Source organism: Streptomyces sp. NPDC036822, assembly GCF_055609145.1.
Genome location: NZ_JBVJPY010000005.1, coordinates 192,724 through 215,416 on the forward strand (window position 1 = coordinate 192,724; position 22,693 = coordinate 215,416).

General features: G+C 74.0%; 24 protein-coding genes and 1 pseudogene. 11 read left to right on the forward strand and 14 right to left on the reverse strand.

All coding sequences use genetic code 11. The features are described 5' to 3' along the window. The first annotated feature begins 5 nt into the window (after nucleotides 1-5). Nucleotides 6-1,034: a LacI family DNA-binding transcriptional regulator gene (locus ACZ68P_RS14115; protein WP_471005811.1), complete on the forward strand. Its 1,029-nt coding sequence runs from the start codon at nucleotides 6-8 to the stop codon at nucleotides 1,032-1,034. A gap of 87 nt (nucleotides 1,035-1,121) precedes the next feature. On the opposite strand, the gene xylA is transcribed toward ACZ68P_RS14115, so the two are convergent. Further along, complete coding sequence (gene xylA / locus ACZ68P_RS14120; protein WP_471005812.1) at nucleotides 1,122-2,291, reverse strand: xylose isomerase; 1,170 nt, start codon at nucleotides 2,289-2,291, stop codon at nucleotides 1,122-1,124. 167 nt (nucleotides 2,292-2,458) lie between these two features. On the opposite strand from xylA, the gene xylB reads away from it, so the two are divergent. From xylB to ACZ68P_RS14145, 5 genes are all read left to right on the forward strand, one after another. After that, nucleotides 2,459-3,982 (forward strand): xylulokinase, encoded by a 1,524-nt coding sequence (gene xylB, locus ACZ68P_RS14125; protein ID WP_471005813.1) that lies wholly within the window; start codon nucleotides 2,459-2,461, stop codon nucleotides 3,980-3,982. Between the two features lie 165 nt (nucleotides 3,983-4,147). Next, entirely contained in the window at nucleotides 4,148-5,203 is a 1,056-nt protein-coding gene (locus ACZ68P_RS14130) for a phosphatase PAP2 family protein (RefSeq protein WP_471005814.1), read from the forward strand. Nucleotides 5,204-5,246: 43 nt separating this feature from the next. Next, nucleotides 5,247-7,469, forward strand: coding sequence for an NADP-dependent isocitrate dehydrogenase (locus ACZ68P_RS14135; RefSeq protein WP_471005815.1), 2,223 nt, complete (start codon nucleotides 5,247-5,249; stop codon nucleotides 7,467-7,469). Nucleotides 7,470-7,568: 99 nt separating this feature from the next. After that, nucleotides 7,569-7,859: a hypothetical protein gene (locus ACZ68P_RS14140; RefSeq protein WP_365714828.1), complete on the forward strand. Its 291-nt coding sequence runs from the start codon at nucleotides 7,569-7,571 to the stop codon at nucleotides 7,857-7,859. A 134-nt stretch (nucleotides 7,860-7,993) separates the two neighbouring features. Next, nucleotides 7,994-9,631, forward strand: coding sequence for a sigma-70 family RNA polymerase sigma factor (locus ACZ68P_RS14145; protein ID WP_471005817.1), 1,638 nt, complete (start codon nucleotides 7,994-7,996; stop codon nucleotides 9,629-9,631). A gap of 38 nt (nucleotides 9,632-9,669) precedes the next feature. On the opposite strand, the gene ACZ68P_RS14150 is transcribed toward ACZ68P_RS14145, so the two are convergent. From ACZ68P_RS14150 to ACZ68P_RS14180, 7 genes and pseudogenes are all read right to left on the reverse strand, one after another. Beyond that, complete coding sequence (locus ACZ68P_RS14150) at nucleotides 9,670-9,792, reverse strand: CAP domain-containing protein (RefSeq protein ID WP_471005819.1); 123 nt, start codon at nucleotides 9,790-9,792, stop codon at nucleotides 9,670-9,672. 35 nt (nucleotides 9,793-9,827) lie between these two features. After that, nucleotides 9,828-10,577: pseudogene (locus tag ACZ68P_RS14155) on the reverse strand (CAP domain-containing protein); the annotation flags it as partial. 259 nt (nucleotides 10,578-10,836) lie between these two features. Beyond that, a complete protein-coding gene (locus tag ACZ68P_RS14160; protein WP_471005820.1) occupies nucleotides 10,837-11,733 on the reverse strand; it encodes a universal stress protein in 897 nt (298 codons plus the stop codon). Between the two features lie 210 nt (nucleotides 11,734-11,943). After that, nucleotides 11,944-13,320, reverse strand: coding sequence for an acyl-CoA dehydrogenase family protein (locus tag ACZ68P_RS14165; RefSeq protein ID WP_471005822.1), 1,377 nt, complete (start codon nucleotides 13,318-13,320; stop codon nucleotides 11,944-11,946). Between the two features lie 134 nt (nucleotides 13,321-13,454). Then, on the reverse strand, nucleotides 13,455-13,913 hold the full coding sequence (locus ACZ68P_RS14170; RefSeq protein WP_365720261.1) for an RrF2 family transcriptional regulator: 459 nt from the start codon (nucleotides 13,911-13,913) through the stop codon (nucleotides 13,455-13,457). A gap of 141 nt (nucleotides 13,914-14,054) precedes the next feature. Beyond that, nucleotides 14,055-14,498 (reverse strand): rho GDP-dissociation inhibitor, encoded by a 444-nt coding sequence (locus tag ACZ68P_RS14175; RefSeq protein WP_471005824.1) that lies wholly within the window; start codon nucleotides 14,496-14,498, stop codon nucleotides 14,055-14,057. A gap of 11 nt (nucleotides 14,499-14,509) precedes the next feature. Continuing rightward, nucleotides 14,510-14,686, reverse strand: a complete 177-nt coding sequence (locus ACZ68P_RS14180) for a CsbD family protein (protein WP_471005826.1) — start codon at nucleotides 14,684-14,686, stop codon at nucleotides 14,510-14,512. 174 nt (nucleotides 14,687-14,860) lie between these two features. Here ACZ68P_RS14180 and ACZ68P_RS14185 point away from each other — a divergent pair, with 174 nt between their 5' ends. Then, entirely contained in the window at nucleotides 14,861-15,178 is a 318-nt protein-coding gene (locus ACZ68P_RS14185) for a CDGSH iron-sulfur domain-containing protein (protein WP_471005827.1), read from the forward strand. A 67-nt stretch (nucleotides 15,179-15,245) separates the two neighbouring features. Here ACZ68P_RS14185 and ACZ68P_RS14190 read toward each other — a convergent pair whose 3' ends face one another. Both ACZ68P_RS14190 and ACZ68P_RS14195 read right to left on the reverse strand, forming a co-directional pair. Then, a complete protein-coding gene (locus ACZ68P_RS14190) occupies nucleotides 15,246-16,430 on the reverse strand; it encodes a zinc-dependent alcohol dehydrogenase (protein WP_471005829.1) in 1,185 nt (394 codons plus the stop codon). A 136-nt stretch (nucleotides 16,431-16,566) separates the two neighbouring features. Further along, nucleotides 16,567-17,616: an NAD-dependent epimerase/dehydratase family protein gene (locus ACZ68P_RS14195; protein ID WP_471005830.1), complete on the reverse strand. Its 1,050-nt coding sequence runs from the start codon at nucleotides 17,614-17,616 to the stop codon at nucleotides 16,567-16,569. A gap of 105 nt (nucleotides 17,617-17,721) precedes the next feature. Between ACZ68P_RS14195 and ACZ68P_RS14200 the strand changes: the two genes are divergently transcribed. Further along, nucleotides 17,722-17,964 (forward strand): DUF5133 domain-containing protein, encoded by a 243-nt coding sequence (locus tag ACZ68P_RS14200; RefSeq protein WP_471005831.1) that lies wholly within the window; start codon nucleotides 17,722-17,724, stop codon nucleotides 17,962-17,964. 68 nt (nucleotides 17,965-18,032) lie between these two features. Here ACZ68P_RS14200 and ACZ68P_RS14205 read toward each other — a convergent pair whose 3' ends face one another. From ACZ68P_RS14205 to ACZ68P_RS14215, 3 genes are read right to left on the reverse strand one after another with little or no spacing between them, the layout of a single operon-like run. Next, nucleotides 18,033-18,860 carry a metallophosphoesterase family protein gene (locus ACZ68P_RS14205; RefSeq protein WP_471006374.1) on the reverse strand — a complete coding sequence of 276 codons (828 nt, stop codon included), beginning with the start codon at nucleotides 18,858-18,860 and terminating at the stop codon, nucleotides 18,033-18,035. 26 nt (nucleotides 18,861-18,886) lie between these two features. After that, a complete protein-coding gene (locus ACZ68P_RS14210; protein WP_471005832.1) occupies nucleotides 18,887-19,141 on the reverse strand; it encodes a BON domain-containing protein in 255 nt (84 codons plus the stop codon). After that, complete coding sequence (locus ACZ68P_RS14215; protein ID WP_471005833.1) at nucleotides 19,128-19,940, reverse strand: nucleotidyltransferase family protein; 813 nt, start codon at nucleotides 19,938-19,940, stop codon at nucleotides 19,128-19,130. Before ACZ68P_RS14215 ends, ACZ68P_RS14210 begins: the two co-directional genes overlap by 14 nt. Before the next feature lie 180 nt (nucleotides 19,941-20,120). On the opposite strand from ACZ68P_RS14215, the gene ACZ68P_RS14220 reads away from it, so the two are divergent. Beyond that, nucleotides 20,121-20,510: an STAS domain-containing protein gene (locus ACZ68P_RS14220; RefSeq protein ID WP_471005834.1), complete on the forward strand. Its 390-nt coding sequence runs from the start codon at nucleotides 20,121-20,123 to the stop codon at nucleotides 20,508-20,510. A 48-nt stretch (nucleotides 20,511-20,558) separates the two neighbouring features. Further along, the gene (locus ACZ68P_RS14225) at nucleotides 20,559-21,050 is read left to right on the forward strand and encodes an ATP-binding protein (RefSeq protein WP_471005835.1); all 492 of its coding nucleotides are present in this window, start codon (nucleotides 20,559-20,561) and stop codon (nucleotides 21,048-21,050) included. 43 nt (nucleotides 21,051-21,093) lie between these two features. Here ACZ68P_RS14225 and ACZ68P_RS14230 read toward each other — a convergent pair whose 3' ends face one another. Next, entirely contained in the window at nucleotides 21,094-22,029 is a 936-nt protein-coding gene (locus ACZ68P_RS14230) for a SigB/SigF/SigG family RNA polymerase sigma factor (RefSeq protein WP_471005836.1), read from the reverse strand. A gap of 131 nt (nucleotides 22,030-22,160) precedes the next feature. On the opposite strand from ACZ68P_RS14230, the gene ACZ68P_RS14235 reads away from it, so the two are divergent. Next, nucleotides 22,161-22,649, forward strand: a complete 489-nt coding sequence (locus ACZ68P_RS14235; protein WP_471005837.1) for an ATP-binding protein — start codon at nucleotides 22,161-22,163, stop codon at nucleotides 22,647-22,649. The last annotated feature ends 44 nt before the right edge of the window (nucleotides 22,650-22,693 follow it).

Below are 22,693 nucleotides of genomic sequence, written 5' to 3' on the forward strand. Positions count from 1 at the left end.
GGCAGATGGTGGTGAGCGGGCGCCAGACCGGCAGGCCCACCCTGGAGGAGGTCGCGGCCCGGGCGGGTGTCGGCCGTGGCACGGTCTCCCGGGTGATCAACGGCTCCCCCCGGGTGAGCGAGCAGGCCAAGGCCGCCGTCGGCCGGGCCATCGCCGAACTGGGGTACGTCCCCAACCGGGCGGCCCGGGCGCTGGCCGGCAGCCGTACCGACGCGGTCGCCCTGGTGATCCCCGAGACTGAGGCCAGGCTGTTCGCCGAGCCGTACTTCCTCGACATCATCCGTGGGGTCAGCGTCGAACTCGCCGACGCGGACAAGCAGTTGCTGCTCACGCTGATCCGCAGCGACAAGGAGCGCCAGCGCTTCGAGCAGTACCTCGCCGCCCAGCGGGTCGACGGTGTGCTGCTCGTGTCGGTGCACGGCGACGACCCGCTGCCCGACCAGGTGCGGGAGCTGGGGCTGCCGGCCGTGCTGAACGGCCGTCGCACGGAGGGTGAGACCGTGGCCTACGTCGACTCCGACAACGTCGGGGCCGGCCGCTCGGCGGTCGCCCATCTCGCCGGCCGGGGCCGCCGCCGCATCGCGACGATCACGGGCCCCCTCGACATGTACGTCGCCCGGTGCCGGCTCGACGGTTACCACGAGGGCCTCACCGAGGCCGGGCTCTCCGCGGACCGGCAGCTGGTCGCCACCGGCGACTTCACGGAGGAGGGCGGGCAGCGGGCGATGCGCGAGCTGCTCGCGCGCCGTCCCGACCTGGACGCGGTCTTCGCCGCGTCGGACGTGATGGCGGCCGGCGCGCGCGGCGTGCTGCGCGAGGCGGGACGGCGGGTCCCGGACGACGTCGCCCTGGTCGGCGTCGACGACTCGGCGGTGGCGCGGCACATGGACCCGCCCCTGACGAGCGTGCGCCAGCCGATCGAGGAGATGGGACGGACCATGGCGCGGCTGCTGCTCCAGGAGATCGGGGAGGCGTCGGCGGAGCAGCCCCGCCGGGTGCTGCCGACGGAGCTGGTGGTCCGCGCGTCGTCCTGAGGCGCTCCGCGCGGTGCGGCGGAGCGCCGTGAGGTGTCGCGCCCGGGCGGCTTCGGGTCCGCAGGCCGCCGCCCGAGGCGCGAGGGGTCAGCGCACGGCCAGGAGGTGTTCCAGGGCCAGCTGGTCCAGGCGCTCGAACGCCATCGAGCGCTCGGCCGCGGCCGTCGCGTCGAAGTCCTCGTAGGCCGAACGGTCCGCGAGCAGCCCCGCCAGGCCGTCGGCGGCGGTGGGGGCGGCGAGTTCGGGCAGCCGGGAGGCGGCCAGCGCCTCCCGCACCTCCGGGTCGGCCCGGAAGGCGGCGGCGCGCTCCTTGAGGATCAGGTAGTTGCGCATGCAGTTGCGGGCGGACTCCCACACGCCGTCGGAGCCGTCGGTGCGCACGGGCTTGAAGTCGAAGTGCCGGGGGCCTTCGTATCCCGCCGTCTCCAGCAGGTCCACCAGCCAGAAGGCCTGGCGCAGATCGCCCGCGCCGAAACGGAAGTCCTGGTCGTACTTGATCCCGGACTGGCCGTTGAGATCGATGTGGAAGAGCTTGCCCGCCCACAGCGCCTGGGCGATGCCGTGCGGGAAGTTGAGGCCGGCCATCTGCTCGTGGCCCGTCTCCGGGTTCACGCCGACCAGTTCGGGCCGCTCCAGGCGCTCGATGAACGCGAGCGCGTGTCCGATGGTCGGCAGCAGGATGTCCCCGCGCGGCTCGTTCGGCTTGGGCTCGATCGCGAAGCGGAGGTCGTAGCCCTGCTCGGTGACGTACTGGCCGAGGAGGTCGAACGCCTCCTTCATCCGGTCGAGGGCCACCCGGACGTCCTTCGCGGCGCCGGATTCCGCGCCCTCCCGGCCGCCCCACGCGACGTACACGCCCGCGCCGAGTTCGACGGCGAGGTCGATGTTGCGGATCGTCTTGCGCAGCGCGAAACGGCGCACGTCGCGGTCGTTGGCGGTGAAGCCGCCGTCCTTGAAGACGGGGTGCGTGAAGAGGTTCGTCGTGGCCATCGGGACCTTGAGGCCGGTGCGGTCCAGGGCGGCCCGGAAGCGCTTGACGGCGGTCTCGCGCGCGGCCTCGGAGGAGCCGAAGGGGATGAGGTCGTCGTCGTGGAACGTGACGCCGTGCGCGCCGAGCGCGGCGAGCCGCTCGACCGACTCGACCGGGTCGAGTTCCGGCCGGGTGGCGTCGCCGAACGGGTCGCGGCCCTGCCATCCGACGGTCCACAGGCCGAAGGTGAACCGGTCCTCGGGGGTGGGGGAGAAGCGTGCCGACATGGTCCGGCCCTTTCGGTGGGAGGTCTGGGCGACCTATTTGTTTTGTGAGATAACTATTACGCCACCGGGGCTCCCTCGCGCCAGAGTGGACGCCGGATCCGCTCCGGTACGGCAGGCCCGTGAGTGACGACGAGACCCGTGAGCAACGACGACGAGAGGCGACGCCCATGCCCGCACAGCACCCCGTGGTGATCGGAGTGGACAGCTCCACGCAGTCCACCAAGGCCGCCGTGGTGGACGCCACGACCGGCGCCCTGCTCGCTGTCGGGCGCGCCCCGCACACCGTGACCGGCACCGGCGGCGCGCGGGAGAGCGACCCCGAGGAGTGGTGGACGGCCCTCGGCGAGGCGGTCGGACGCGCCCTCGCGGAGGCGGCGGTGCCCGCCTCCGCCGTGACCGGCATCGCGGTCGCCGGACAGCAGCACGGCCTCGTCGTCCTCGACGCGTCCGGCCGGCCGCTGCGCCCCGCGCTGCTCTGGAACGACACCCGCTCCGCGCCGCAGGCGGCCGCCCTCACCGGCGCGCCCGACGGCGGCGCGGAGGGCTGGCTGAAGCGGACCGGATCGCTGCCGGTCGCCTCCATGACGGCAGCGAAGTGGCGTTGGCTGCGTGCGACCGAACCCGCCGTAGCCGACGCCACGGCCGCGGTCCGGCTGCCGCACGACTTCCTCACCGAGCGCCTCTCCGGCGTCGCCGCGACGGACCCCGGCGACGCCTCCGGCACCTGCTGGTACTCCACCGCCGACCAGGCCTACGATCCCGCCCTCCTGGATCTTCTCGGCCTCGACCCGGCCCTGCTGCCCGCCGTCGCGCCCACCGGCGCCACCCGGGTCGGCACGCTCACCCCGGCCGCCGCCGCGGCGCTCGGCCTCCCCGGCACCGTCGCCGTCGCCGCCGGCACGGGGGACAACATGGCCGCGGCCGTCGGACTCGGCCTCGGCGCCGCCGGGCGCCTCGACCACCCCGTCGTCAGCCTCGGCACGTCGGGCACCGTCTTCGCCGCGACCCGCACCCGCCCCGCCGCCCCCGGACTCGCAGGGTTCGCCGCGGCCGACGGGACGTACCTCCCCCTCGGCTGCACCCTCAACTGCACGCTCGCCGTGGACCGCTTCGCCGGCCTCCTCGGCCTCGACCGCGAGGACACGGCACCCGGTGACGGGGTCGTCGTCCTGCCGTACCTCGACGGCGAACGCACCCCCGACCTTCCGCACGCCACCGGCCTCCTCACCGGCCTGCGCCATACCACCGACCCGCGCGCGATCCTCGGCGCGGCCTACGAAGGCGCCGCCTTCACCGTGCTGCGCGCCCTCGACGACCTGCTCACCGCCTGCGGCGCGGACCCCTCCGATCCGGCGGTTCGGGGCCGCCCGCTGCGCCTGGTCGGCGGCGGGGCGCGCGGCCGCGCCTGGACGAGCACCGTCCGCAGGCTCTCCGGCCGGCCCCTGGTCGTCCCGGCCTCGACCGAACTCGTCGCCCTCGGCGCCGCCGCCCTCGCCGCGGGCGCCGCCACCGGGACCGACCCCGTCGCGCAGGCCGCCGCCTGGGGGACCGGCGACGGCGAGCTCCTGCCGCCGCTGCCCCGGGACGAGGAGACGTGGGAGCGCATCGCCACGGTCCTCGACGGCGCGGCGCCGCCCGTCCACCCCGCCGGGCCCACCACCGCGCACACCGCCCGGCGTTGGGCCCTCTAGGTCGTCTTGTCGGTCAGGCCGCCGCGATTCGGCAAGGTCGGCGAGACACCCCCGGGGCAGGTCGCGGACGGAGCGTCGTCCCCCGGACCCGTGCGCCGGCGTGTCGGCGATTCGTTCGGGTGCGTCCAGCGCGCGCATGAGGGCCGGGCGGGTTCGAATCGGGACATGGCTCCTATAGACAGGATCGGTACGGACGGCCGCGCCGTACCGCCGCTGGAGGCCGGCACCTGGTGGTACGCCGCGGTGGCCGCCGAAGCTCCGGGCTCGTTCAACGGACGCGTGCGCAAGCGGCTGCGCAACGCGGCGCTCGGCGCCGTCCTGACGCTGGCCGTCGTCTACGCCGGCCTCGTCCTGACCGCGACCGGCCAACGCTGGGAGGGCGCGGCGACCGCCGGCCGGCTCACGGACGGGCCGCTCTCCGCCGCCCGCGTCGTCGGCACCGTCCCGCACCACTTCGCCCTCTACTCCCTCAGCCTCGCCCTGCTGCTGATCGCGGTCGTGGGAGTGCTGCGCCGCCGGTACGCGCCGACCGTGGCCGCCCTCGGCTCGGTGATCGGCTCCGTGGTCCTCGCCGAACTGCTCCAGCGGTTCGTGCTGCACCGCCCGGACCTCACCGGGGCGCCCGGCCACCTCCTGCACGGCGGCTTCCCCAGCGGGCACACCACGCTCGCCCTGAGCGTGACCTTCGCCCTCGCCCTGGTCGTCCCGTACCGCCTGCGGGTCCTCGTCGTGGCCGTCGGCGCCCTGTGGGCCACCTTCCTCGGGGTGTACACCCTGGCCATCGGATGGCACCGGCCCGGTGACCTGATCGGGGCCGAGCTGCTCGCCCTGGCACTCGTCTGCGGGACCGTCGCCCTGCTCGCCCGCAAGGGCAGGGCCCGCCGCGCCCCCCGGGGCCGGGCCCCCCTCCGCAACCTCGTCCTGGCCGTCCCCCTCGTCCTCGGCGCGCTCGCCGGGCTCGGCGCGGGCCTCCTCCTGCTCTCCCGCTCGATGGGGGTCCGGCTCCCGGCGGACCCGGCGACCGCGAGGCTCGCCTACGAATCGGGACAGCTGCTCGCCGCGGGAGCCGGGCTGGCCGCGGCACTGCTCTTCCTCGCCCTCCTGCGCCATGTCGACCTCGACGAGTCCGCCGCGCCGCCCCGGCGCATCCCCGCCGGTCCCGAGCCCGACGCCGAGATCACGGGCCCCTTTACCGCGGAGCGGGATCACGAGATATCTTGATGTCGAGCAATCTCGCAGACGCAGACGTGGAGCGGAGCACCCGGTGACTGACTCGACCATCATCTACACGCACACTGACGAGGCGCCCGCCCTGGCGACGTACTCGTTCCTGCCCGTGATCCAGGCGTACGCCTCGACCGCGGGAATCAATGTCGAGACCCGTGACATCTCCCTGGCCGGCCGCATCATCGCCAGCTTCCCCGAGCGTCTCGAAGAGGGTCAGCGCATCGACGACGCCCTCGCCGAGCTCGGCGAGCTGGCCAAGACGCCCGGCGCCAACATCATCAAGCTGCCGAACATCTCGGCGTCCATCCCGCAGCTGAAGGCCGCGATCGCCGAGCTCCAGGCGCAGGGCTACGCCCTCCCGGACTACCCGGACGACCCGCGGACGGACGAGGACAAGGACGTCCGCGCCCGCTACGACAAGGTCAAGGGCAGCGCCGTCAACCCGGTCCTGCGCGAGGGCAACTCCGACCGCCGCGCCCCCGCCTCGGTGAAGAACTACGCCAAGGCCCACCCGCACCGCATGGGCGCCTGGACCGCCGACTCGAAGACGAACGTCGCCACCATGGGCGAGAACGACTTCCGGTCCACCGAGAAGTCCACCGTCATCGCCGAGGCCGGCACCCTGCGCATCGAGCACGTGGCCGCCGACGGCACCACGACCGTCCTGCGCGAGTCGGTCCCCGTCCTCGCCGGTGAGGTCGTCGACGCCTCCGTCATGCGCGTCGCCGCCCTGCGCACGTTCCTGAGCGAGCAGATCGCCCGCGCCAAGGCCGAGGACGTGCTGTTCTCCGTCCACCTCAAGGCCACCATGATGAAGGTGTCCGACCCGATCGTCTTCGGTCATGTCGTCCGCGCCTTCTTCCCGAAGACCTTCGCGAAGTACGGCGAGGCGCTCGTCGCCGCCGGCCTGTCCCCCAACGACGGCCTCGGCACCATCCTCAAGGGCCTCGACTCGGTGCCGCACCTCGGCGCGGAGATCAAGGCGTCCTTCGAGGCCGAGATCGCCGAGGGCCCCGCCCTCGCCATGGTCGACTCCGACAAGGGCATCACCAACCTGCACGTCCCGTCCGACGTCATCGTCGACGCCTCCATGCCGGCCATGATCCGCACCTCCGGCCACATGTGGGGCCCGGACGGCCAGGAGGCCGACACGCTCGCCGTCCTCCCGGACAGCAGCTACTCCGGCGTCTACCAGGCCGTCGTCGACGACTGCCGCGCCCACGGTGCCTTCGACCCGTCGACCATGGGTTCCGTACCCAACGTCGGTCTCATGGCGCAGAAGGCCGAGGAGTACGGCAGCCACGACAAGACCTTCGAGATCGCCGCCGCCGGCACCGTCCGCCTCGTCGACGCCGCCGGCGCCGTCGTCCTGGAGCAGGAGGTCGCCGAGGGCGACATCTTCCGCGCCTGCCAGACCAAGGACCTCCCGATCCAGGACTGGGTCAAGCTCGCCGTCACCCGCGCCCGCGCCACCGGCGACCCGGCCGTCTTCTGGCTGGACGCGACCCGCGCCCACGACGCGCAGCTCATCGCCAAGGTCGAGCAGTACCTGCCGGAGCACGACACCGAGGGCCTCCACATCGAGATCCTCTCCCCGGTCGAGGCCACGAAGTTCTCCCTCGAGCGCATCCGCCGCGGCGAGAACACCATCTCGGTCACCGGCAACGTCCTCCGCGACTACCTGACCGACCTCTTCCCGATCCTGGAGCTGGGCACCAGCGCCAAGATGCTGTCGGTCGTCCCGCTGATGAACGGCGGCGGCCTGTTCGAGACGGGTGCCGGCGGCTCCGCCCCGAAGCACGTCCAGCAGCTCGTCAAGGAGAACTACCTCCGCTGGGACTCCCTCGGCGAGTTCCTCGCGCTCGCGGTCTCCTTCGAGCACCTGGCCACCACCACGGGCAACGCCCGCGCCCAGGTCCTCGCCGACACCCTCGACCGCGCCACCGGCACCTTCCTCAACGAGGACAAGTCGCCGAGCCGCCGCCTCGGCGGCATCGACAACCGCGGCAGCCACTTCTACCTGGCGCTCTACTGGGCCCAGGAGCTGGCCCAGCAGACCGAGGACGCGCAGCTCGCGGAGGCCTTCGCGGCTCTGGCCAAGACCCTGGCCGAGCAGGAGGAGACCATCGTCGCCGAGCTCATCGCCGTCCAGGGCTCCCCGGCGGAGATCGGCGGCTACTACCAGCCGGACGCGGCCAAGGCCTCGGCCGTGATGCGTCCGTCCGCCACGTTCAACGAGGCCATTGCCACCCTCGGCTGATCCCGGCGCATTAGCGGTTCCGCCCCGGCCCGGACTTCGGTCCGGGCCGGGGCGTCCCTGTCGGTGGCGCCTAGGCCGTTCGGGTGTGAACCTGGATGGATGAGCTGGGCATCATGGACGACCGCCGGGGTCTATACCGGGCGAGGTGGGGTGCTGACCGACGAGGCCGGCGCACTCACCGGCGATGTGACCGTGCACACCACCTACGCGGACGGTGAGGCACGCGTGGCCGTGCAGTACAGCGGCGCGTCCGACTGGTTCACCATGTCGGGCAGCCCGGTGCCGTGCTCCTCGGAGCCGGAGAGCCGGGACATCCACGAGGCGGTGGTCGAGGCGGTACGGGAGGGGAACGCGGCCGTCGTGCCGTACCGGCCCCCCTCACCCGCCTGAGGCCGTCACCCGCACCGTCACCACTTCATCACCGCCGCGATCACCGTCGTCGCGCGGATAACCGTTATCGCGCCCCCTCCCACGGGTCTCCTCACCACAGGGACGGACGGACCACGGGACGAGGGAGCACGTTCATGCACAGCGACGAGTGGGCCACGGCCGAGCTGGTGGAGGCGGCCGCGGCCGGAGACGCCGACGCCCGGGAAGGGCTGATACGCGCCTACCTCCCCCTCGTCCGCGACATCGTGGCCCGCGCGCTCGACGGCCACGCCGACGTCGACGACGTCGTGCAGGACACCCTGCTGCGGGCCCTGGACGGGCTAACCGCCCTCCGCGACCCCCTCCGCTTCCGTTCCTGGCTGGTCGCCATCGCGATGAACCAGATCCGCCGGCGGTGGCGCGAGCGGCGGAACGGCCCGGTGCCGGGCCTCGACCGCGCCGCCGACATCGCCGATCCCGGCGCGGACTTCGTGGACCTCACCATCCTGCGCCTCGGCCTCTCCGGACAGCGCCGCGAGGTGGCCGAGGCGACCCGCTGGCTCGACGAGGGCGACCGCGACCTGCTCTCCCTGTGGTGGCTGGAGGCCACCGGCGAACTGACCCGCGCCGAGCTCGCGGAGGCGCTCGCCGTCTCCCCGCAGCACGCGGCGGTCCGGGTCCAGCGCATGAAGGAGCAGCTGGAGACCGGCCGTACCGTCGTCCGTGCCCTCGCCGCCACGCCGCCGTGCCCGGGACTGGCGGCGATCGTCGCCGGATGGGACGGCCGCCCGGCTCCGGTATGGCGCAAGAGGTTCGCCCGCCATCTGCGGAGCTGCGACGCCTGCGCTCCCGCCCGGTCGGGACTCGCGCCGGCCGAAGGGCTGCTGGTCGGCCTCGGCCTCGTGCCGCTCCTCGCCGGGGATCCGGGCGCCCACGTGCCCTCGGTGGCGGCCGAGACGGCCGCCTGGGCCTCCACCCCGGCCCCGGAGGCCACCTGGCCGGGGGAGCGGTGGGCGGACACGGGTCCCGCGCCGGACGCCACCGGGAGCGGGGAGGCGGGCCTCGGCTCGCCGCCGTGGTCCTCCCCGGATCCGCTCGCGGTCCCCGGCGCCGCCGGCCAGGCGGGGGGAGCCGCCCGCGGTGCGGTCCAGGAGCGCTCCGCCGCGGGCCGCGGCGGGGGCCGGGGTTCCGTGGTGCGGCGGGCCTGCGCCGCCGGCGCGGTGGCGCTGGGCGTCCTCGGGGGCGTCATCCTCCTCGTACCGTCGAAGCCACCGGCGCAGCGGCCCGTCCCCGTCCCGCCCCTCGCCGCGCCGGCCCAGGTCGCCACGACCGCCCCGCCGGTGCCCGCGAGCGCGGCGCCCACCCCGCGCCGGACGCCCGTCCCTTCCCCGTCGAGGACGCGGCAGGCCGGCGCCGAGGAACGGCTGACCGGACTGGTCAACCGGCGTCGCGCGCAGGAGGGCTGCGCTCCGCTGCGGACCGACGGACGGCTGACGGAGGCCGCGCGCGCGTACGCGAACGACATGGTCCGGCGCGGCTACTACGCGCACAGCAGCCCGGAGGGCGACCAGGCGGACGCGCGGATCTCGGCGGCCGGCTACCGGTGGAGCCGGTGGGCCGAGAACCTGGCGCGCGGGACGGCCGACCCGGCCGACGTCTTCGCGGGGTGGATGGACGGCGGGGGCCACCAGGCGAACATGCTGGACTGCCGCTACCGCGACACGGGCGTCGCCGCGGTCCGGGGACCCGACGGCACGGTGTGGGTGCAGAAGCTGGCCGCCGCCAGATCCTGAACCGCCACCGTGCCGTCGGGGGCCGGGAACCGGGGCGGTCAGCGCCGGGCGGCGAAGTTCTGCACCCACCACGGGCCGTCGGAGGTGAGGGACAGACCGACGCCGATGTCCTTGAACGAGCAGTTGAGGATGTTGCGGCGTGTCCGTCGCTGTTCATCCACTCGCGCATCGCCTCCGCGGGAGTCTTGGGACCGCGGTGGATGTTCTCGGCCCACGTCGACCAGGCGTACCCGGCCGCCGTGATCCGGTCGCCCGCGTTCCGGCCCTCCGGGCTGTCGTGACCGTAGTAGTCCCGGGCGGCCATGTCGTTGGCGTGCGCCTGCGCCGCGGACCGCAGACGGCCGTTGGGGCGGAGCGGGCCGCATCCGGCCTGGTCACGCTCCACGTTGACGAGGGAGATCACCCGGTCGACGTACGGCGCGACCTTGCCGGGGGACGGGGCCACCCTCGACTTCGGCGCGGCGGTCGCGCTCGCGGTGGCGCTCGCGCTGGGCGCAGGCGGGGCGGTGACCGGGGCGGTCCCGGCCGTGGCCGGCGGGTCGCCCACCGGGCTCGGGGCGGGGGCGGGCGGCAAGGCCGGCGCGGTCGACGGGCCGGCGGAAGCGGACGGGGAGGATACGGCCGAAGGGGTGACGAGGAGCCCGGAGGGCGCGGCGCCTCCCGAGGCCGGCGTCGGGGGAGCGGACGCCCCGGACGGCGGCGTCACCGTCGTACGGACCTGGGCCGCCGTGTCCAGCCGCCCTCCGGCCACGGCCGACGCCCCGAGGGACGCCACGTACGCGCCCGCCGTCACGGTGAGGGCGACCGTCGCCGTACCGGCCATGGTCACGGCGGTACGGAAGGAGGGCACCCGGCGGGCGCGCCGCCTCACTCCGCCCCCTCTGCGATGCCGGCCTCCGCCCCGGGCCGGACGGTCGTACGGGACACGGTCCTCGTGGTGGTGCATGGGCTCCGCTCTCTTTCCGAGGCCGCCGGACGGTCCGGCGGAATGGAGAGCCGCCGAGGCGACGGCCCTCACACTTTCCGGCCTCGCCGCCTTCGACACACCTCGTCAACCCACCGGGTCAACCCGCTTTGACGCCGAAACGGGTCCCCGGCCGGAGGGCAGCGGTCAGCGGGCGCCCGCCCCTCACGCGGGCGTCGGTCAGCGGGCGCCGTCCCGTCACGCGGGCGTCGGTCAGCGGGTGTCCGTCGCCATGCGGCCGTCAGTCGTCGTGCGGCACGATCGCCACCGGGCACGGTGCCAGGTGCAGCGCGCCGTGCGCCACCGATCCGATCCGCGGACCGAGGGCCCCGCGTCGCGCCCGCCGGCCCACCACCAGGAGTCCGGCGCCTCCGGACGAGGAGAGCAGCACCTGGGCCGCGCTCCCTATCTCCACGTGCTCGGTCACCGGCACTCCGGGGAAGCGCTCCCGCCACGGCGCCAGCGCCTCGTGCAGCGCCTTCTCCTCGTACGGGACCAGGCCACCGGCCTCGTCGGCGAGCGCCATCGAGCCGGGGCTGTAGGCGTAGAAGGGCGGCAGGCTCCACGCCCGTACCGCTCGGACGGCCGCTCCCCGGGCCGCCGCCGTCTCGAAGGCGAAGCGCAGGGTGGGGGCGCTGTCCTCCGCGCCGCCCTGCTGGCCCACGACGATCTCGCCGCGCCGGTGGCCCGCTCCGTCGCCGCCCTCGGAGGCGTCGTCGTCACCGTGCGCCCGTACGGCGACGACCGGCCGGGTGGCGCCCGCGATGATCTGCTGCCCGTACGAGCCGAGCAGGAAGCCGACGACCGCTCCGTGTCCCCGGGAGCCGATGACGAGCATCTCCGCCTGCTCCTGCGTGTCGAGGAGCGCGGCCACCGGGCTGTCCGCCACGATCTCCCCGGTCACGGCCAGGCCCGGATACCGCTGGGCGACGGTCGACTCCGCGCCGCGCAGCACCTCCTGGGCCGACCGTTCAAGGCTCTCCGGATCCTGGACGAGCGGGATGTCGAGCGGTTCCCAGCGCCAGGCGTGCACCATGCGCAGCGGGAGTCCGCGGCCCAGCGCCTCGCGGGCTGCCCAGTCGGCCGCGGCGAGGCTCTCCGCCGAACCGTCCACTCCCACGACGATCTCGCGACTCATCAGGATGCCTCCCTACGCTCCGTGCCTCGACGCGGAGCACGGCCCTTCGGCCCTGCCCCCGTCCTCCCTCCTCTCCTGTCCCGTCCGGGCCCGTCGACTCGTCGGCGTACGGGCCGGACCTCCCGCCACGACCGTACGTCGGTCGCGCTGCCGCCGCCTCGGAGCGGCCCGGACGGCACACGCGGCCCGGGTGGCAGCCCGGACGGCTGCTCAGGGCAGGGTGGTGAGCTGGGGGCGGGGCCCGTGGAGGTAGTGGTCGCCGATGTCGCGGAGCCGGTGGGCGGCGGAGGCGTGAGCCGTGAGGACACGGGCGTTGCGCCAGAAGCGGTCGAGGCCGGGCCCTCCGCCCGGCTCGTCCGCGGCCTGGGCCGCGTCGACGAGTTCGAGGATCCGGGTGGTGATCAGGATCGCGGCCCTGGCGGTCACGGCTTCGGCGGCGGCGACCAGCACGGCGATGTCGCCGCGCTCCTCGACCCCGAGGGAGCGCTCCGCGAGCAGGCCGTGGGCCAGCGCCTCCGTGGCCCTGTCCACGACCGCGGCCGCGGCATGGGCGGCCGTGGCCAACTCGCCGTACATCAGGAGGAGGTACGGATCCTGGTCCGTGCCGGCCGCGTACTCGGCGGCGGCCGCGACCGCCGGGTCGGCGGACAGGGGGGTGGCCCGGGTGGCCCGGCTGATGTCGCGGGCCTCGGCGAGGGCGCCCTCGGCGATGCCGAGGGCGACGTGGACCAGGGCGAGCCGCAGGGCGAGCGGGGCCAGCGTCGTGAAGGGCGCCACGGCGTGCTCGTCACGGGGGAGCCTGCCGAGCAGGTGCCCGCTCTCCACCGGGACGCGGTCGAAGCTCACGGTCCCGGCGCCCGCGAGGCGCTGGCCCACGCGGTCGCCGCCGGACTCGACGAACACGGCAGGGTGCGCGGGGTCGACCAGCACGACCAGCACGTCACCCGTCGCCGTGCACGGGGCACCCACGACCAGGCGGTCGGCCACCGTGACGCCGGAGTCGAACGCGCGCCGGCCGTCGAGGACCCAGCCGCCGCCTGACGGACGGAGGGTGAGGCCGTGGCCGCCGCTTCCCCAGGCCGGCTCGACGCCGCCGGCGAGCAGCCAGCGTTCCCGCGCCGCGCGCACTTCGAGCGCGCCGGGCGCGTCGAGCCGGCCGGTGGCGCCCGGGTCGTCGAGCGTGCCGGTGGTGCCGGGGACGTCGGCCGTCGGGGGAGCGTCGAGCGTGTCGGTGGAGGCCGGGGCGGTGCCGAAGAAGCGGCCGCTCCAGGAGAGCACGTAGTGATGGGCGAGCAGTTCGCCGATCGAGCTGTCCGCGGCGGAGATCTCCCGCAGCACCCGGCACGCCGCCCGCCAGTCCGAGCCGCGCGGGGCGGGGCCCGGCGGGGTCAGCAGCGCGGGAAGTCCGGCCTCCTGGAGCCGGGCGACCTCGTCGTAGGGGGCCTTGCCCGACCGGTCCCGGACCAGTGCGTCGACCGCGAGGTCGTCGGCCAGCTCACGGGTGACACGGCGCCAGATCTCCTCGTGTCCCGGGCGTTTGATCTGCCGAGGGAAGGGGCGTGTCGCTGACTTCTTCGGCGTTCTCACGGCACCTCACTATGATCCCTGTTTCCCCACTGGAATAGTAGGGATAGTGGCAGAGAGGCCGTCCGTTCCCCAAGGGGCGTCCACATGGCGGATGTTCAGGTACCGGGGGCCGAGACGGGTGTGGAGTCCGGGCGTCAGGGGTTGGTCCAGGCCTCCGGGTCCTCGGCCAGCGCGGTGATGTCCGGAGGCAGCTTCGCGGCCGCCACGTCCGCGAGCGACACACCGTCGAGGACCTGGCGCACGCTGGCCCGCAGCGCGATCCACAGGGGCAGCAGGGACTCGGCGGGGCCGGTGTAGGCCAACTCGGGAGGGCGCACCCCCCGCACCGACACCAGCGGACCGTCGACGCAGCGGATCACGTCCGCGAGTGAGATCTCCGCCGCCGGGCGGGCCAGCCAGTACCCCCCGTTGCCGCCGCGCTGGCTCATGACCAGGCCACCCCGCCGCATGTCCCCGAGGATCCCTTCGAGGAACTTGTGGGAGATGTCCTGGCAGTCGGCGATCGCCTCGGCCTTCAGCGGCGCCGTGTCCTGTGCGGCGGCGAGCTGGAGTGCGGCACGCACCGCGTAGTCGGCCCTGGCTGAGATGCGCATGTGCGCATTATCCCGCACCGGGGTGACCGGAATCGTACGCCCGCGCCCATCGGCCTGCGTCGGGCCGTCCGCCTCGCAGGGAAGCGCGGTGCGAGCCCGCAGGCTCGCACCGCGCTCAGGGCCGCCGTCAGCCGGCCGGGATCACCAGCTCTTTCTGATCTCGAAGCGGTAGTCGCGCCGGTCGAGGACCCGGCCGTCGCCGTCGACGAGCGCGGCGTAGACCTCGTATGGGCCTCGCGCCCGGGGACCGCTCGGCACGCGCTCAGGGGGCAGCGCCAGCTCGTACGGCCCGCCGCGGCGGAAGTCCCCGAGCGTGACCTCCCGGGCTCCCAGCTCGGCTCCCGACCTGCTGCGCACGTCCCGCACCCGCAACCCCGTCACGGACGCTCCCTCCACCTGGAAGCGCACCACGGCGCGGCACTCCGTGCCCTCCTTCACCGTGAAGGGCGCGGCCCGGGTACCCGCCGCGGGCACCGGCACGGCGATCGCCTCACGCCCGGCGAACTGGAGGGACAGGCCCAGCAGCTCCACGACGCGCCCGTCCCGGACCGGCGTGGACGCGGCGGCGTCGGCGAGGGAAACCATGGGGGTACCCGCTAATCGTCCCCGTGCTTCTTCATCCGCCGCATGGCCTCGGCCGCCTTGCTCCTGGCCTGGCCGCTCGCCTCTTCCCGGCGCCCTTCGGCCTGCATCTCACGGTCGTCGACCGCGTCGCCGACGCCCTTCTTCAGCTTGCCCTTCATCTCCTGGGCCTTGCCCTTCGCCTCGCTCATGACGTCGCCCTTCGGGACAGGGCCCTCGTTCGGGGCCAGGTGGTGTCGCCACGCGGCTACCCCGATTCATCCGCACCACTCGTCACCCCCGCCGCGTGCGGCGCCGGGCCCGGCGCATGCCACGGCCCCGAACGGGCACCCGTGGATGACGGAACCGAGAAGGGTGGTGGGTCCATGTCCGGACCGAGGGAAGCGGCCGCCGAGGTCCCGCGGGTGACACCGGTCGCCGGCGGACCGCTGCTGGTGGAGGGGCCCGTCGAGGTCGTCATGCCCGACGGCACGGTACGGCTGTGCGAGCGGCCCATCGTCGCGCTGTGCACCTGTCGGCGGACGCTCCGCGCCCCGTTCTGCGACACCAGCCACCGCAGCCGCACACGGCGGGACCGCCGGCCCCCGGACGGCAAGGACCGCAAGGACGCCAAGGGTGCCGAGGACCCCGCGGGCGGCGAGGACACCGGCGAGGACGCACCACGGCGACGCGGCGAGGGGTGACGGCGAAGCCAGGGAGAGGGGCGGAGGAGACGGTACGAACCGTTTCCTCCGACCCTCTCGTCTCTCCTCATGGGCGCAGCAGCGTCTTCACCATGCCGTCGTCCTTCGTCTGGAACGTGGCGTAGGCCGCCGGCCCCTCCTCCAGCGGCAGCACATGGGTCGCGAAGCCCTCCACGCCGAGCGGATCGCCGTCGGTGAGGAGCGGAAGGATGTCGTCGACCCACCGCCGGACGTTGGCCTGGCCCATCCGGAGCTGGATCTGCTTGTCGAAGAGGGTGAGCATCGGCATGGGATCCGTCATCCCGCCGTACACGCCCACGACCGAGATCGTGCCGCCGCGCCGCACGACGTCGATGGCCGTGTGCAGGGCCTGCAGGCGGTCCACCCCGGCGAACTCCATCAGCCGCTGCGCGACCGCGTCCGGGAGCATGCCGGTGACCCGCTGCGCCGCCTTCGCCACGGGCGACCCGTGGGCCTCCATCCCGACGGCGTCGATCACGGCGTCCGTGCCCCGGCCGCCGGTCATGTCCCGGATCACGTCGGCCAGATCGGACCCGTGCTCGCGCAGATCCAGGACGGTCACCCCGCGCGCGGCGGCCCGTTCGAGCCGCTCCGGCACGAGATCCACGCCGATGACCAGCCGGGAGCTCTCGTGCAGCGCGATACGGGCGGCCATCTCGCCGATCGGGCCGAGCCCGAGCACGGTGAGCGAGCCGTCGGCGGGCACGTCCGCGTACCGCACCGCCTGCCAGGCGGTGGGCAGCACGTCCGACAGATAGACGAACCTCTCGTCGGGCGGCCCGTGCGGCACCTTCACGGGCAGCCAGTCCGCGAAGGGAACCCGCAGGAACTGCGCCTGACCGCCGGGCACCTGCCCGTACAGCTTGGTGTACCCGAAGAGCGACGCACCCTTGCCGTGGGAGCGAACCTGCGTCGTCTCGCACTGGGAGTGCAGACCGCGACCGCACATGAAGCACTGCCCGCAGGAGACGTTGAACGGGACGACGACACGGTCACCCGGCGCCAGGGTCGTGACCTGCGGGCCGGCTTCGACGACCACGCCCATGGGCTCGTGCCCGAGGATGTCCCCCGGGTCGAGGAACGGCCCCAGCGTCTCGTACAGATGGAGGTCGGAACCGCAGATACCGGTCGACGTGATGCCCACGATGACGTCCGTGGGTTCCTCGATCTTCGGGTCGGGCACGGTGTCCACGCGGACATCGCGCCTCCCGTGCCAAGTCAGCGCCCGCATGGGACACCTCCTCCTGGTAGACCTTCGCTGTCGCTGTCTTCTGTGGCCCCCGTGTGTGCCGTGGGCGAGTGCCCATGAGCGGCGCGGCGAAACGACCGGCCGGACCGCCCCGCCGGGCCGCTCCGCCCGGCGCGTGTCAGCCGATCCGGCGGCCGGTGAGCGGGGCCGTCGCGTCGCCGCCGCCGGCCCGTACCCCGCGCAGGAAGGCGTCCAGCGCCTCCACGGAACTCATCGTCGGCTCCCAGCCCAGCTCGTCGCGCGCCCGGTCCGTGGCCAGCACGGGCAGGTGCAGGACGGCGTCGAACAGGTCCGGCGACGCGGGGGCCACCCGGAGCCTCCAGGCCGCCGAGAGGGCACCGCGCACGGCCCCCCTGGGGACCTTCACGGTCCGTGCGTCCAGCAGCTCCGCCAGAATCCCGGCATCGATCACCGGGTCCGCCGCGAGGTTGAAGGCGCCCCGGACGTCGCGCAGCAGGGCCCGTCGGTAGGCGTCGGCCGCGTCGTCGGTGTGCAGGGTCTGGAACCGCAGCCCCTCGAACTCCGGGACGAGCGGCAGCAGCTCGGGACGCAGCAGCACCCCGGGGAAGAAGCGTCCGGCGAAGATCCGGCGCTGCTCGCTCGCCGACTCCTCCTTGAAGAGGAAGCCGGGACGCATCCGCACCACCCGGGTCAGGGGATGATCGCGCTCGAAGGTGTCGAGGACCCGTTCGAGGTACGCCTTCTCCCGGGTGTACGCGGCGCCGGGCCAGCCGTGCGTCGGCCAGGACTCCGAGACGCCCGCCCCCGTCTTGGGGCCGGGCGAGTACGCCCCCACGGACGACGCGTGCACCAGCACGGGCACCCGCCCCTCCGCGACCGCGCGGAAGACGCGCAGCGACCCGAGGACGTTGGACCGCCAGGTCTCGACCGGGTCGTGGGTCGGCTGGAAGCGCCAGGCGAGGTGGACGACGGCGTCGGCGTCCTCGAGGTACTGGGCGAGCCGCGGCTCGTCCCGTTCCAGGGAGAGGTCCACCTCCGCCCACTCCGTCTTGGGAAGCGTCAACCGGGGGGTGCGGCGGGCCAGTCCGAGGACGGAGGCGACCCGCGGCTCGCGGGCGAGCGCGCGGACCAGGCTCGTGCCGACGTTGCCGGTGGCGCCGGTGACGACCACTCTCAGGCCGTCGCTCGGGTTCGTGCTCTGGTTCATGGGATCGGCCTTCCGTTACACATCGTGTCCGAACGGGTCGCGCGGGTGACCGTCCGACCGGACTATGGAGCAATGGAGGGAAGGGGGGCGCGTCAGGAGGACACGATGTTGCTGCCCGACAAGAACACGATCGACCGGCTGCTCCGGAACTACCGGGACCAGGAGCGCGTGGTGCTGGCCAGGCCCGGAGACCTGTCGACGCGCAGGAGCTTCGAGGACACGGCGTACACGCTGTGCGTCCTGATGGGGGAGCGGACGGCGCGCGAGGCGGTGCACGCGGCCGAGCGCTACGTCGGCACCGTCGGCTCCGCGCCCCGGCAGGCCCTGGAGGGCCTCACCGGTTCCTGAGCCCGGCAGGCTCCGGAGGGCCGTACCCGCTCGCGGCCCCGGCCCTCCGTCCCTTCCGGGCGTTCCGCTCACGACGGCCGGCCTCCGGCCGACCCCCGGACCCCGGCGCTTGCCAGGTCCCCGGCCGAGGCGGCCCCGGCGCCGTCCGCCCGGTCGTCCGCCGGCTCCGAGCCGTCGAGCGGCAGGTGGTAGACGGCGTACGCCCGGCCGATCACCGGCTGGGCCACGTTCCGCACGCGGATCCCGCCCGCCGTCATGCCGTGCTCCACGCCCGCGTGGGCATGGCCGTGCACGGCCAGGTCCGCGCCGCCCTCGTCCATGGCCTCGGCCAGCAGGTAGCTGCCGAGGAACGGGAAAATCTCCGGCGGCTCCCCGGCCAACGTGTCCGGCACGGGCGCGAAGTGCGTCAGCGCGATCCTCACCCGGCAGCCGTCGTCCGCCAGTTCGCCCAGGGCGCGGCGCAGCCCGTCGGCGCTGCGCCGGGTGTAGCGCACGAACGACTTCATCTCGGGCTCCCCGAACTCGCCGGCGCTGCGTCCCGCGAAGCCGCCGCAGAAGCCCTTCGTGCCCGCGACACCGATCCTGTGTCCCCCGACGTCCAGCACCGCCGCCGATCCCTCGAGGACCGTGACCCCCGCGGACCGGAGGGTGTCGGCCACCCCCTCCTCCTGGTCGGAGTGGTAGTCGTGGTTGCCGAGGACGGCCACCACGGGCACCTCCAGGCCGTCGACCTCCCCGGCCACGACCTCGGCCTCCTCCACGGTCCCGTGGCAGGTCAGATCACCCGCGAGGAGCAACAGGTCGGCTCGCTCGTGAAGGGTCTCGAAGGCCGGCCGCAGCAGGCCGCGGCTGTCCGGACCGAGATGGATGTCCCCGACCGCCGCCACCCGGACGATGTCGCCGCGCCCGCCCGTTCCCGCGCTCATCGCAACTCCTCGGACCGCTCGGGCGCGTCCGCGCACACGACGACGAGGTCGGCGCGCACCGGCGCTCCGCCCAGCTCCTCGTCCGCGATCCGCAGGATCTCGTCCCGCCGGGCCGCCGTCGGCACCGTTCCCGACAGCAGCACCGCGCCCCCGCGCATCTCGATGCGTACGCCCAGCTCGGCGACCTCGTCGCCCGCGAGGCGGTCCCGCAGATGGGCGATGCGGTACTCGCCCTCGTCAGCGTCCTTCATCGGTCGTCTCCCTCCGGGGGATGACGTCCAGCCGTTCCAGCAGGTACAGGAAGGCGTCGGGCATCGGATCGTCCCCGTGCTCACGGCGTACCCGGTCCCAGTCCACGCGCTCGCGCAGGCCGCGGGCGACCGGGAGCAGCGCCCCGAAGTCGCAGTGGTGCTCGGAGAGCGCGGCCAGCCGGCTGCTGATCAGGTCGGTGGGCGCGAGGACGGGCATGTGGACGGAGTCGACCGGCAGGGGCTTGGCCCGCTCCAGCAGCTCCGCCGTCACCGGCCGGTCGGCGAGCGCGAAGATCAGGTCGATCTGCTCCCCGCCGGCCCTCGCCTTCACCAGCCAGTCCTCGGGCGGTTCGATGATCTGGACGCCGTTCTCCTCGAGCATGCGGACGACCGCCTCGGCGTCCTCGCGGCGCAGGGCGAAGTCCGTGTCGTGCTGGAGCCTGACCGGGATGCCGTGGGCGTACGCCGCTACGCTTCCGACCAGGGCGAACGGCAGGCCCGACGTCTTGAGCAGCGCCGCCACCTGCTTGGTGGTCTCCAGGATCGCCTGGGTGTGGTCCGGAGGGAGGCTTCCCCGCGCGTGGTGCGTCTCCCCGCGGCCACCGGCGCCGCCGGCGGGGGAGACGGCCGGCCGGTCCGCGTGCGAGGCGGGGGCGTCCGGCGCCGGGGCGCCCGGCGGGGCGGTCCCCGGCGACGCGCTCTCCGTCGGTGCGGGGCTCGACGCCGTGCCGTCCGGCGCGCTGCCGTTCGAGCCGGTCCGGTTGGCGTTGTGCCGGGCCGGGCCTTCCATCAGGTTCATGGCCGGTTACTCCGTCCTGCTGAGGTCCAGGGGGGCGGGGCCTTACGGGTACCCAGTCGATCGAAAATGATCCGTGCCCGCATCCGGGGCGATTCGAGGCAATCGTCGAGTTTCCGGGCGTGAGGTGGGTAGAAGCAGCGGGCGTGGCGCGAAAGAGCGCGAACGGAAGGCGGTGACCTCATGGACGCAGAGCGGTTCGCCGTCGAGATCCTCCCCGGGCAGGAGCCCGGGGCCGTGGTGCTGGCGGTGCGGGGAGAGCTCGACCACGACACCGCGGACACGCTCCGGGCGGCACTGGACGAGCAGGCCGGGGCGGGCGGCGACGGGGCCGCGGGCGGCACGGGCGCGAGCCGGATCGTGGTCGACTGCTCGGCCCTGACGTTCTGCGACTCGTCCGGGCTGAACGTGCTTCTGAGATCCCGCCTCCAGGCGTTGGAGGAGGGACGGAGCGTGGAGCTGGCGGGTCTGAGGCCGCCGGTCTCCCGCATGTTCGAGATCACCGGGGCGCGCAGCGTGTTCCGGGTGTACGAGAACGTCTCCGAGGCACTGACGGACCGCAGGACGGGATAGGGCACGGGCCCGGGGCAGCACGCCGGGCGTACGAGGGCGGAGGTACCCATGGACCAGGAAGCCGCGGACAGCGGACCCGTCGGCGGGGTACACGAGAGCCGGATGTCCGGCGGTCGGGCCCGGCAGGGCCAGGTCCGGCGGCTTCTGCTCTTCGGCACCCGGGGAGTGGTCACGCGGTGCCGGGACTTCACCGCCGAGGCCCTGGCCGACTGGGGCTGGACACCGGCGAGGACGGAGGAGGCGCAGGAGCGCGTGGACGACGTGCTGCTGCTGGTCTCCGAGGTGGTCACCAACGCCTGCCTGCACGCCGACGGCCCCGAGGAACTGGTGCTGCACCACGACGGCGAACGGCTGCGGGTCGAGGTCGCCGACGGCAATCCGGAGCGTCCGACCCGGCGCCGGCCGCGGGCCGCGTCGCTTCCCGGCGGACACGGGCTGATGGTCCTGGACCGCCTGGCGGGGGACTGGGGCTCGGAGCCGCGCGAAGGCGGCAAGGTGGTGTGGCTGGAGGTCCGCCGCCCGCCCGGGGCGCCCTCGTAGGAGCCGCCCATCGTGCGCCGCGCCCTCCGGCCCAGGCGGGCGCTCAGTCGTCCGTCGCGTCCTCCAGCAGGCCGGTCCTCAGTTCGTCGAGGATCCGGGCCAGGAGCCGGGATATGTGCATCTGGGAGAGGCCGAGGCGCTCGCCGATCTCCGACTGGGTGAGTTCGTCGCCGAAGCGCAGGGAGAGGATCCGCCGGTCGCGTTCGTCCAGCCGGGCGATCAGCGGCTTCAGCGATTCCAGGCAGTCGATCAGCTCGAACGACCGCTCCTCCTCGCCCAGGCGCCGCGCTCCGGCGGTGAGCGTCGTCTCCTCGTCGCCGACCGGTGTGTCCAGGGAGCGGGCGACGTAACCGTTCGCCGCCTGCTCGCCCTCGGCCACGCACTCCTCGTCGACGTGCAGGTGTGCGGCGAGCTCCGCACGGCTCGGGCGCCTTCCCAGATCCTGTTCCAGCGTGTCGATGGCCTTGGCCAGCTCGATGCGCAGCTCCTGCAGACGGCGCGGCACCTGGACGGCCCAGCTGGTGTCCCGGAAGAAGCGCTTCATCTCGCCCACGATGGTGGGCAGCGCGAAGGCCGAGAACTCCACGGCGCGGCTGGTCTCGAACCGGTCGATCGCCTTGATCAGCCCGATCGTGCCGACCTGGATGATGTCCTCGGTGGGCTCCGCGCGGTTCTTGAAGCGCCGCGCGGCGAATTTCACCAGGCTGAGGTTCAGCTCGACGAGCGTGTTGCGCACGTACGCGTGCTCGGCCGTGCCCTCCTCCAGCGACTCCAGTCGGGTGAACAGCGACAGGGAGAGGTTCTGCGCGTCGGCCGTGCTCACCTCGGTGGGCCGGTCGATCTCGGGCAGGCCGTCCAGCGCCCGTCGCCGTACGTCGGCCGGCTCCGTGCTCTCCACGTGCGGCGCGTCGGCCTCGGTCTGCTCCGCGAGGACGGACGACGCGGAGACGGGACGGTGGCTGATGTGCGAAGTGGACATGATGCTCCCTCGACGGGTGGCGCGGCTCCTCGCCTTCCGGGCGGACGGCCAGGAGCGATCCTTCGAGCGTCCTTCCCGAAAGATTCCCGTTTGAGGGGAATCAACACCATTTGTTCGGGAAACCGGGACGTATGTCCACCTGGCAGCAGGGCGACACGGCCCGCGCCCGGCGCTTCCCGCTCACCGGCGAGCCGGGCGTCGTGGCCCACTGCCGGGACGTCACGCGCCAGGCGCTGCGGGAGTGGTTCGGAGCGGCCGGGGCCTCGGGACTCACCGCCGTGGAGGACGCTCTGCTGCTCGTCTCCGAGGTCGTCACCAACGCCTGCACCCACGGCGGCAGGCCGTACGAGCTGAGCCTGGACCACACGTACGGCCGACTCCGGGTCCAGGTCAGCGACACCAGCCCGGTACGTCCCCACCATGACGGTCCGCACCGGTCGACGCGGTCCTCCGGGCACGGCCTGTACCTGCTGGACCGGCTCTCGGCTGCCTGGGGCTGTCTGCCGCGATCCGGTGGCAAAGCGGTCTGGTTCGAGGTCGACGTCCGGCGCGGTCCCGCCCCTGACGGCTCGGGCCGCGCCGGACCGGGCCGTCCCCCGCCTTCCCGTGACCGGTCGTGACTCCCCCCGGCCGGCCCGGGTGCGCTCGCCCGGCCCGATCCCCG

Excerpts from the sequence above, each read along its gene's own strand:
- ACZ68P_RS14195 (WP_471005830.1), bottom strand. The coding sequence starts at position 17,616 with ATGAACCAGAGCACGAACCCGAGCGACGGCCTGAGAGTGGTCGTCACC.
- ACZ68P_RS14115 (WP_471005811.1), top strand. The coding sequence starts at position 6 with ATGGTGGTGAGCGGGCGCCAGACCGGCAGGCCCACCCTGGAGGAGGTC.
- ACZ68P_RS14215 (WP_471005833.1), bottom strand. The coding sequence starts at position 19,940 with ATGAACCTGATGGAAGGCCCGGCCCGGCACAACGCCAACCGGACCGGC.
- ACZ68P_RS14190 (WP_471005829.1), bottom strand. The coding sequence starts at position 16,430 with ATGCGGGCGCTGACTTGGCACGGGAGGCGCGATGTCCGCGTGGACACC.
- ACZ68P_RS14160 (WP_471005820.1), bottom strand. The coding sequence starts at position 11,733 with ATGAGTCGCGAGATCGTCGTGGGAGTGGACGGTTCGGCGGAGAGCCTC.
- ACZ68P_RS14210 (WP_471005832.1), bottom strand. The coding sequence starts at position 19,141 with ATGAAGGACGCTGACGAGGGCGAGTACCGCATCGCCCATCTGCGGGAC.
- ACZ68P_RS14130 (WP_471005814.1), top strand. The coding sequence starts at position 4,148 with ATGGCTCCTATAGACAGGATCGGTACGGACGGCCGCGCCGTACCGCCG.
- ACZ68P_RS14140 (WP_365714828.1), top strand. The coding sequence starts at position 7,569 with ATGAGCTGGGCATCATGGACGACCGCCGGGGTCTATACCGGGCGAGGT.
- ACZ68P_RS14175 (WP_471005824.1), bottom strand. The coding sequence starts at position 14,498 with ATGGTTTCCCTCGCCGACGCCGCCGCGTCCACGCCGGTCCGGGACGGG.
- ACZ68P_RS14225 (WP_471005835.1), top strand. The coding sequence starts at position 20,559 with ATGGACCAGGAAGCCGCGGACAGCGGACCCGTCGGCGGGGTACACGAG.
- ACZ68P_RS14170 (WP_365720261.1), bottom strand. The coding sequence starts at position 13,913 with ATGCGCATCTCAGCCAGGGCCGACTACGCGGTGCGTGCCGCACTCCAG.
- xylA (WP_471005812.1), bottom strand. The coding sequence starts at position 2,291 with ATGTCGGCACGCTTCTCCCCCACCCCCGAGGACCGGTTCACCTTCGGC.
- ACZ68P_RS14185 (WP_471005827.1), top strand. The coding sequence starts at position 14,861 with ATGTCCGGACCGAGGGAAGCGGCCGCCGAGGTCCCGCGGGTGACACCG.
- xylB (WP_471005813.1), top strand. The coding sequence starts at position 2,459 with ATGCCCGCACAGCACCCCGTGGTGATCGGAGTGGACAGCTCCACGCAG.
- ACZ68P_RS14200 (WP_471005831.1), top strand. The coding sequence starts at position 17,722 with ATGTTGCTGCCCGACAAGAACACGATCGACCGGCTGCTCCGGAACTAC.
- ACZ68P_RS14230 (WP_471005836.1), bottom strand. The coding sequence starts at position 22,029 with ATGTCCACTTCGCACATCAGCCACCGTCCCGTCTCCGCGTCGTCCGTC.
- ACZ68P_RS14180 (WP_471005826.1), bottom strand. The coding sequence starts at position 14,686 with ATGAGCGAGGCGAAGGGCAAGGCCCAGGAGATGAAGGGCAAGCTGAAG.
- ACZ68P_RS14220 (WP_471005834.1), top strand. The coding sequence starts at position 20,121 with ATGGACGCAGAGCGGTTCGCCGTCGAGATCCTCCCCGGGCAGGAGCCC.
- ACZ68P_RS14145 (WP_471005817.1), top strand. The coding sequence starts at position 7,994 with ATGCACAGCGACGAGTGGGCCACGGCCGAGCTGGTGGAGGCGGCCGCG.
- ACZ68P_RS14235 (WP_471005837.1), top strand. The coding sequence starts at position 22,161 with ATGTCCACCTGGCAGCAGGGCGACACGGCCCGCGCCCGGCGCTTCCCG.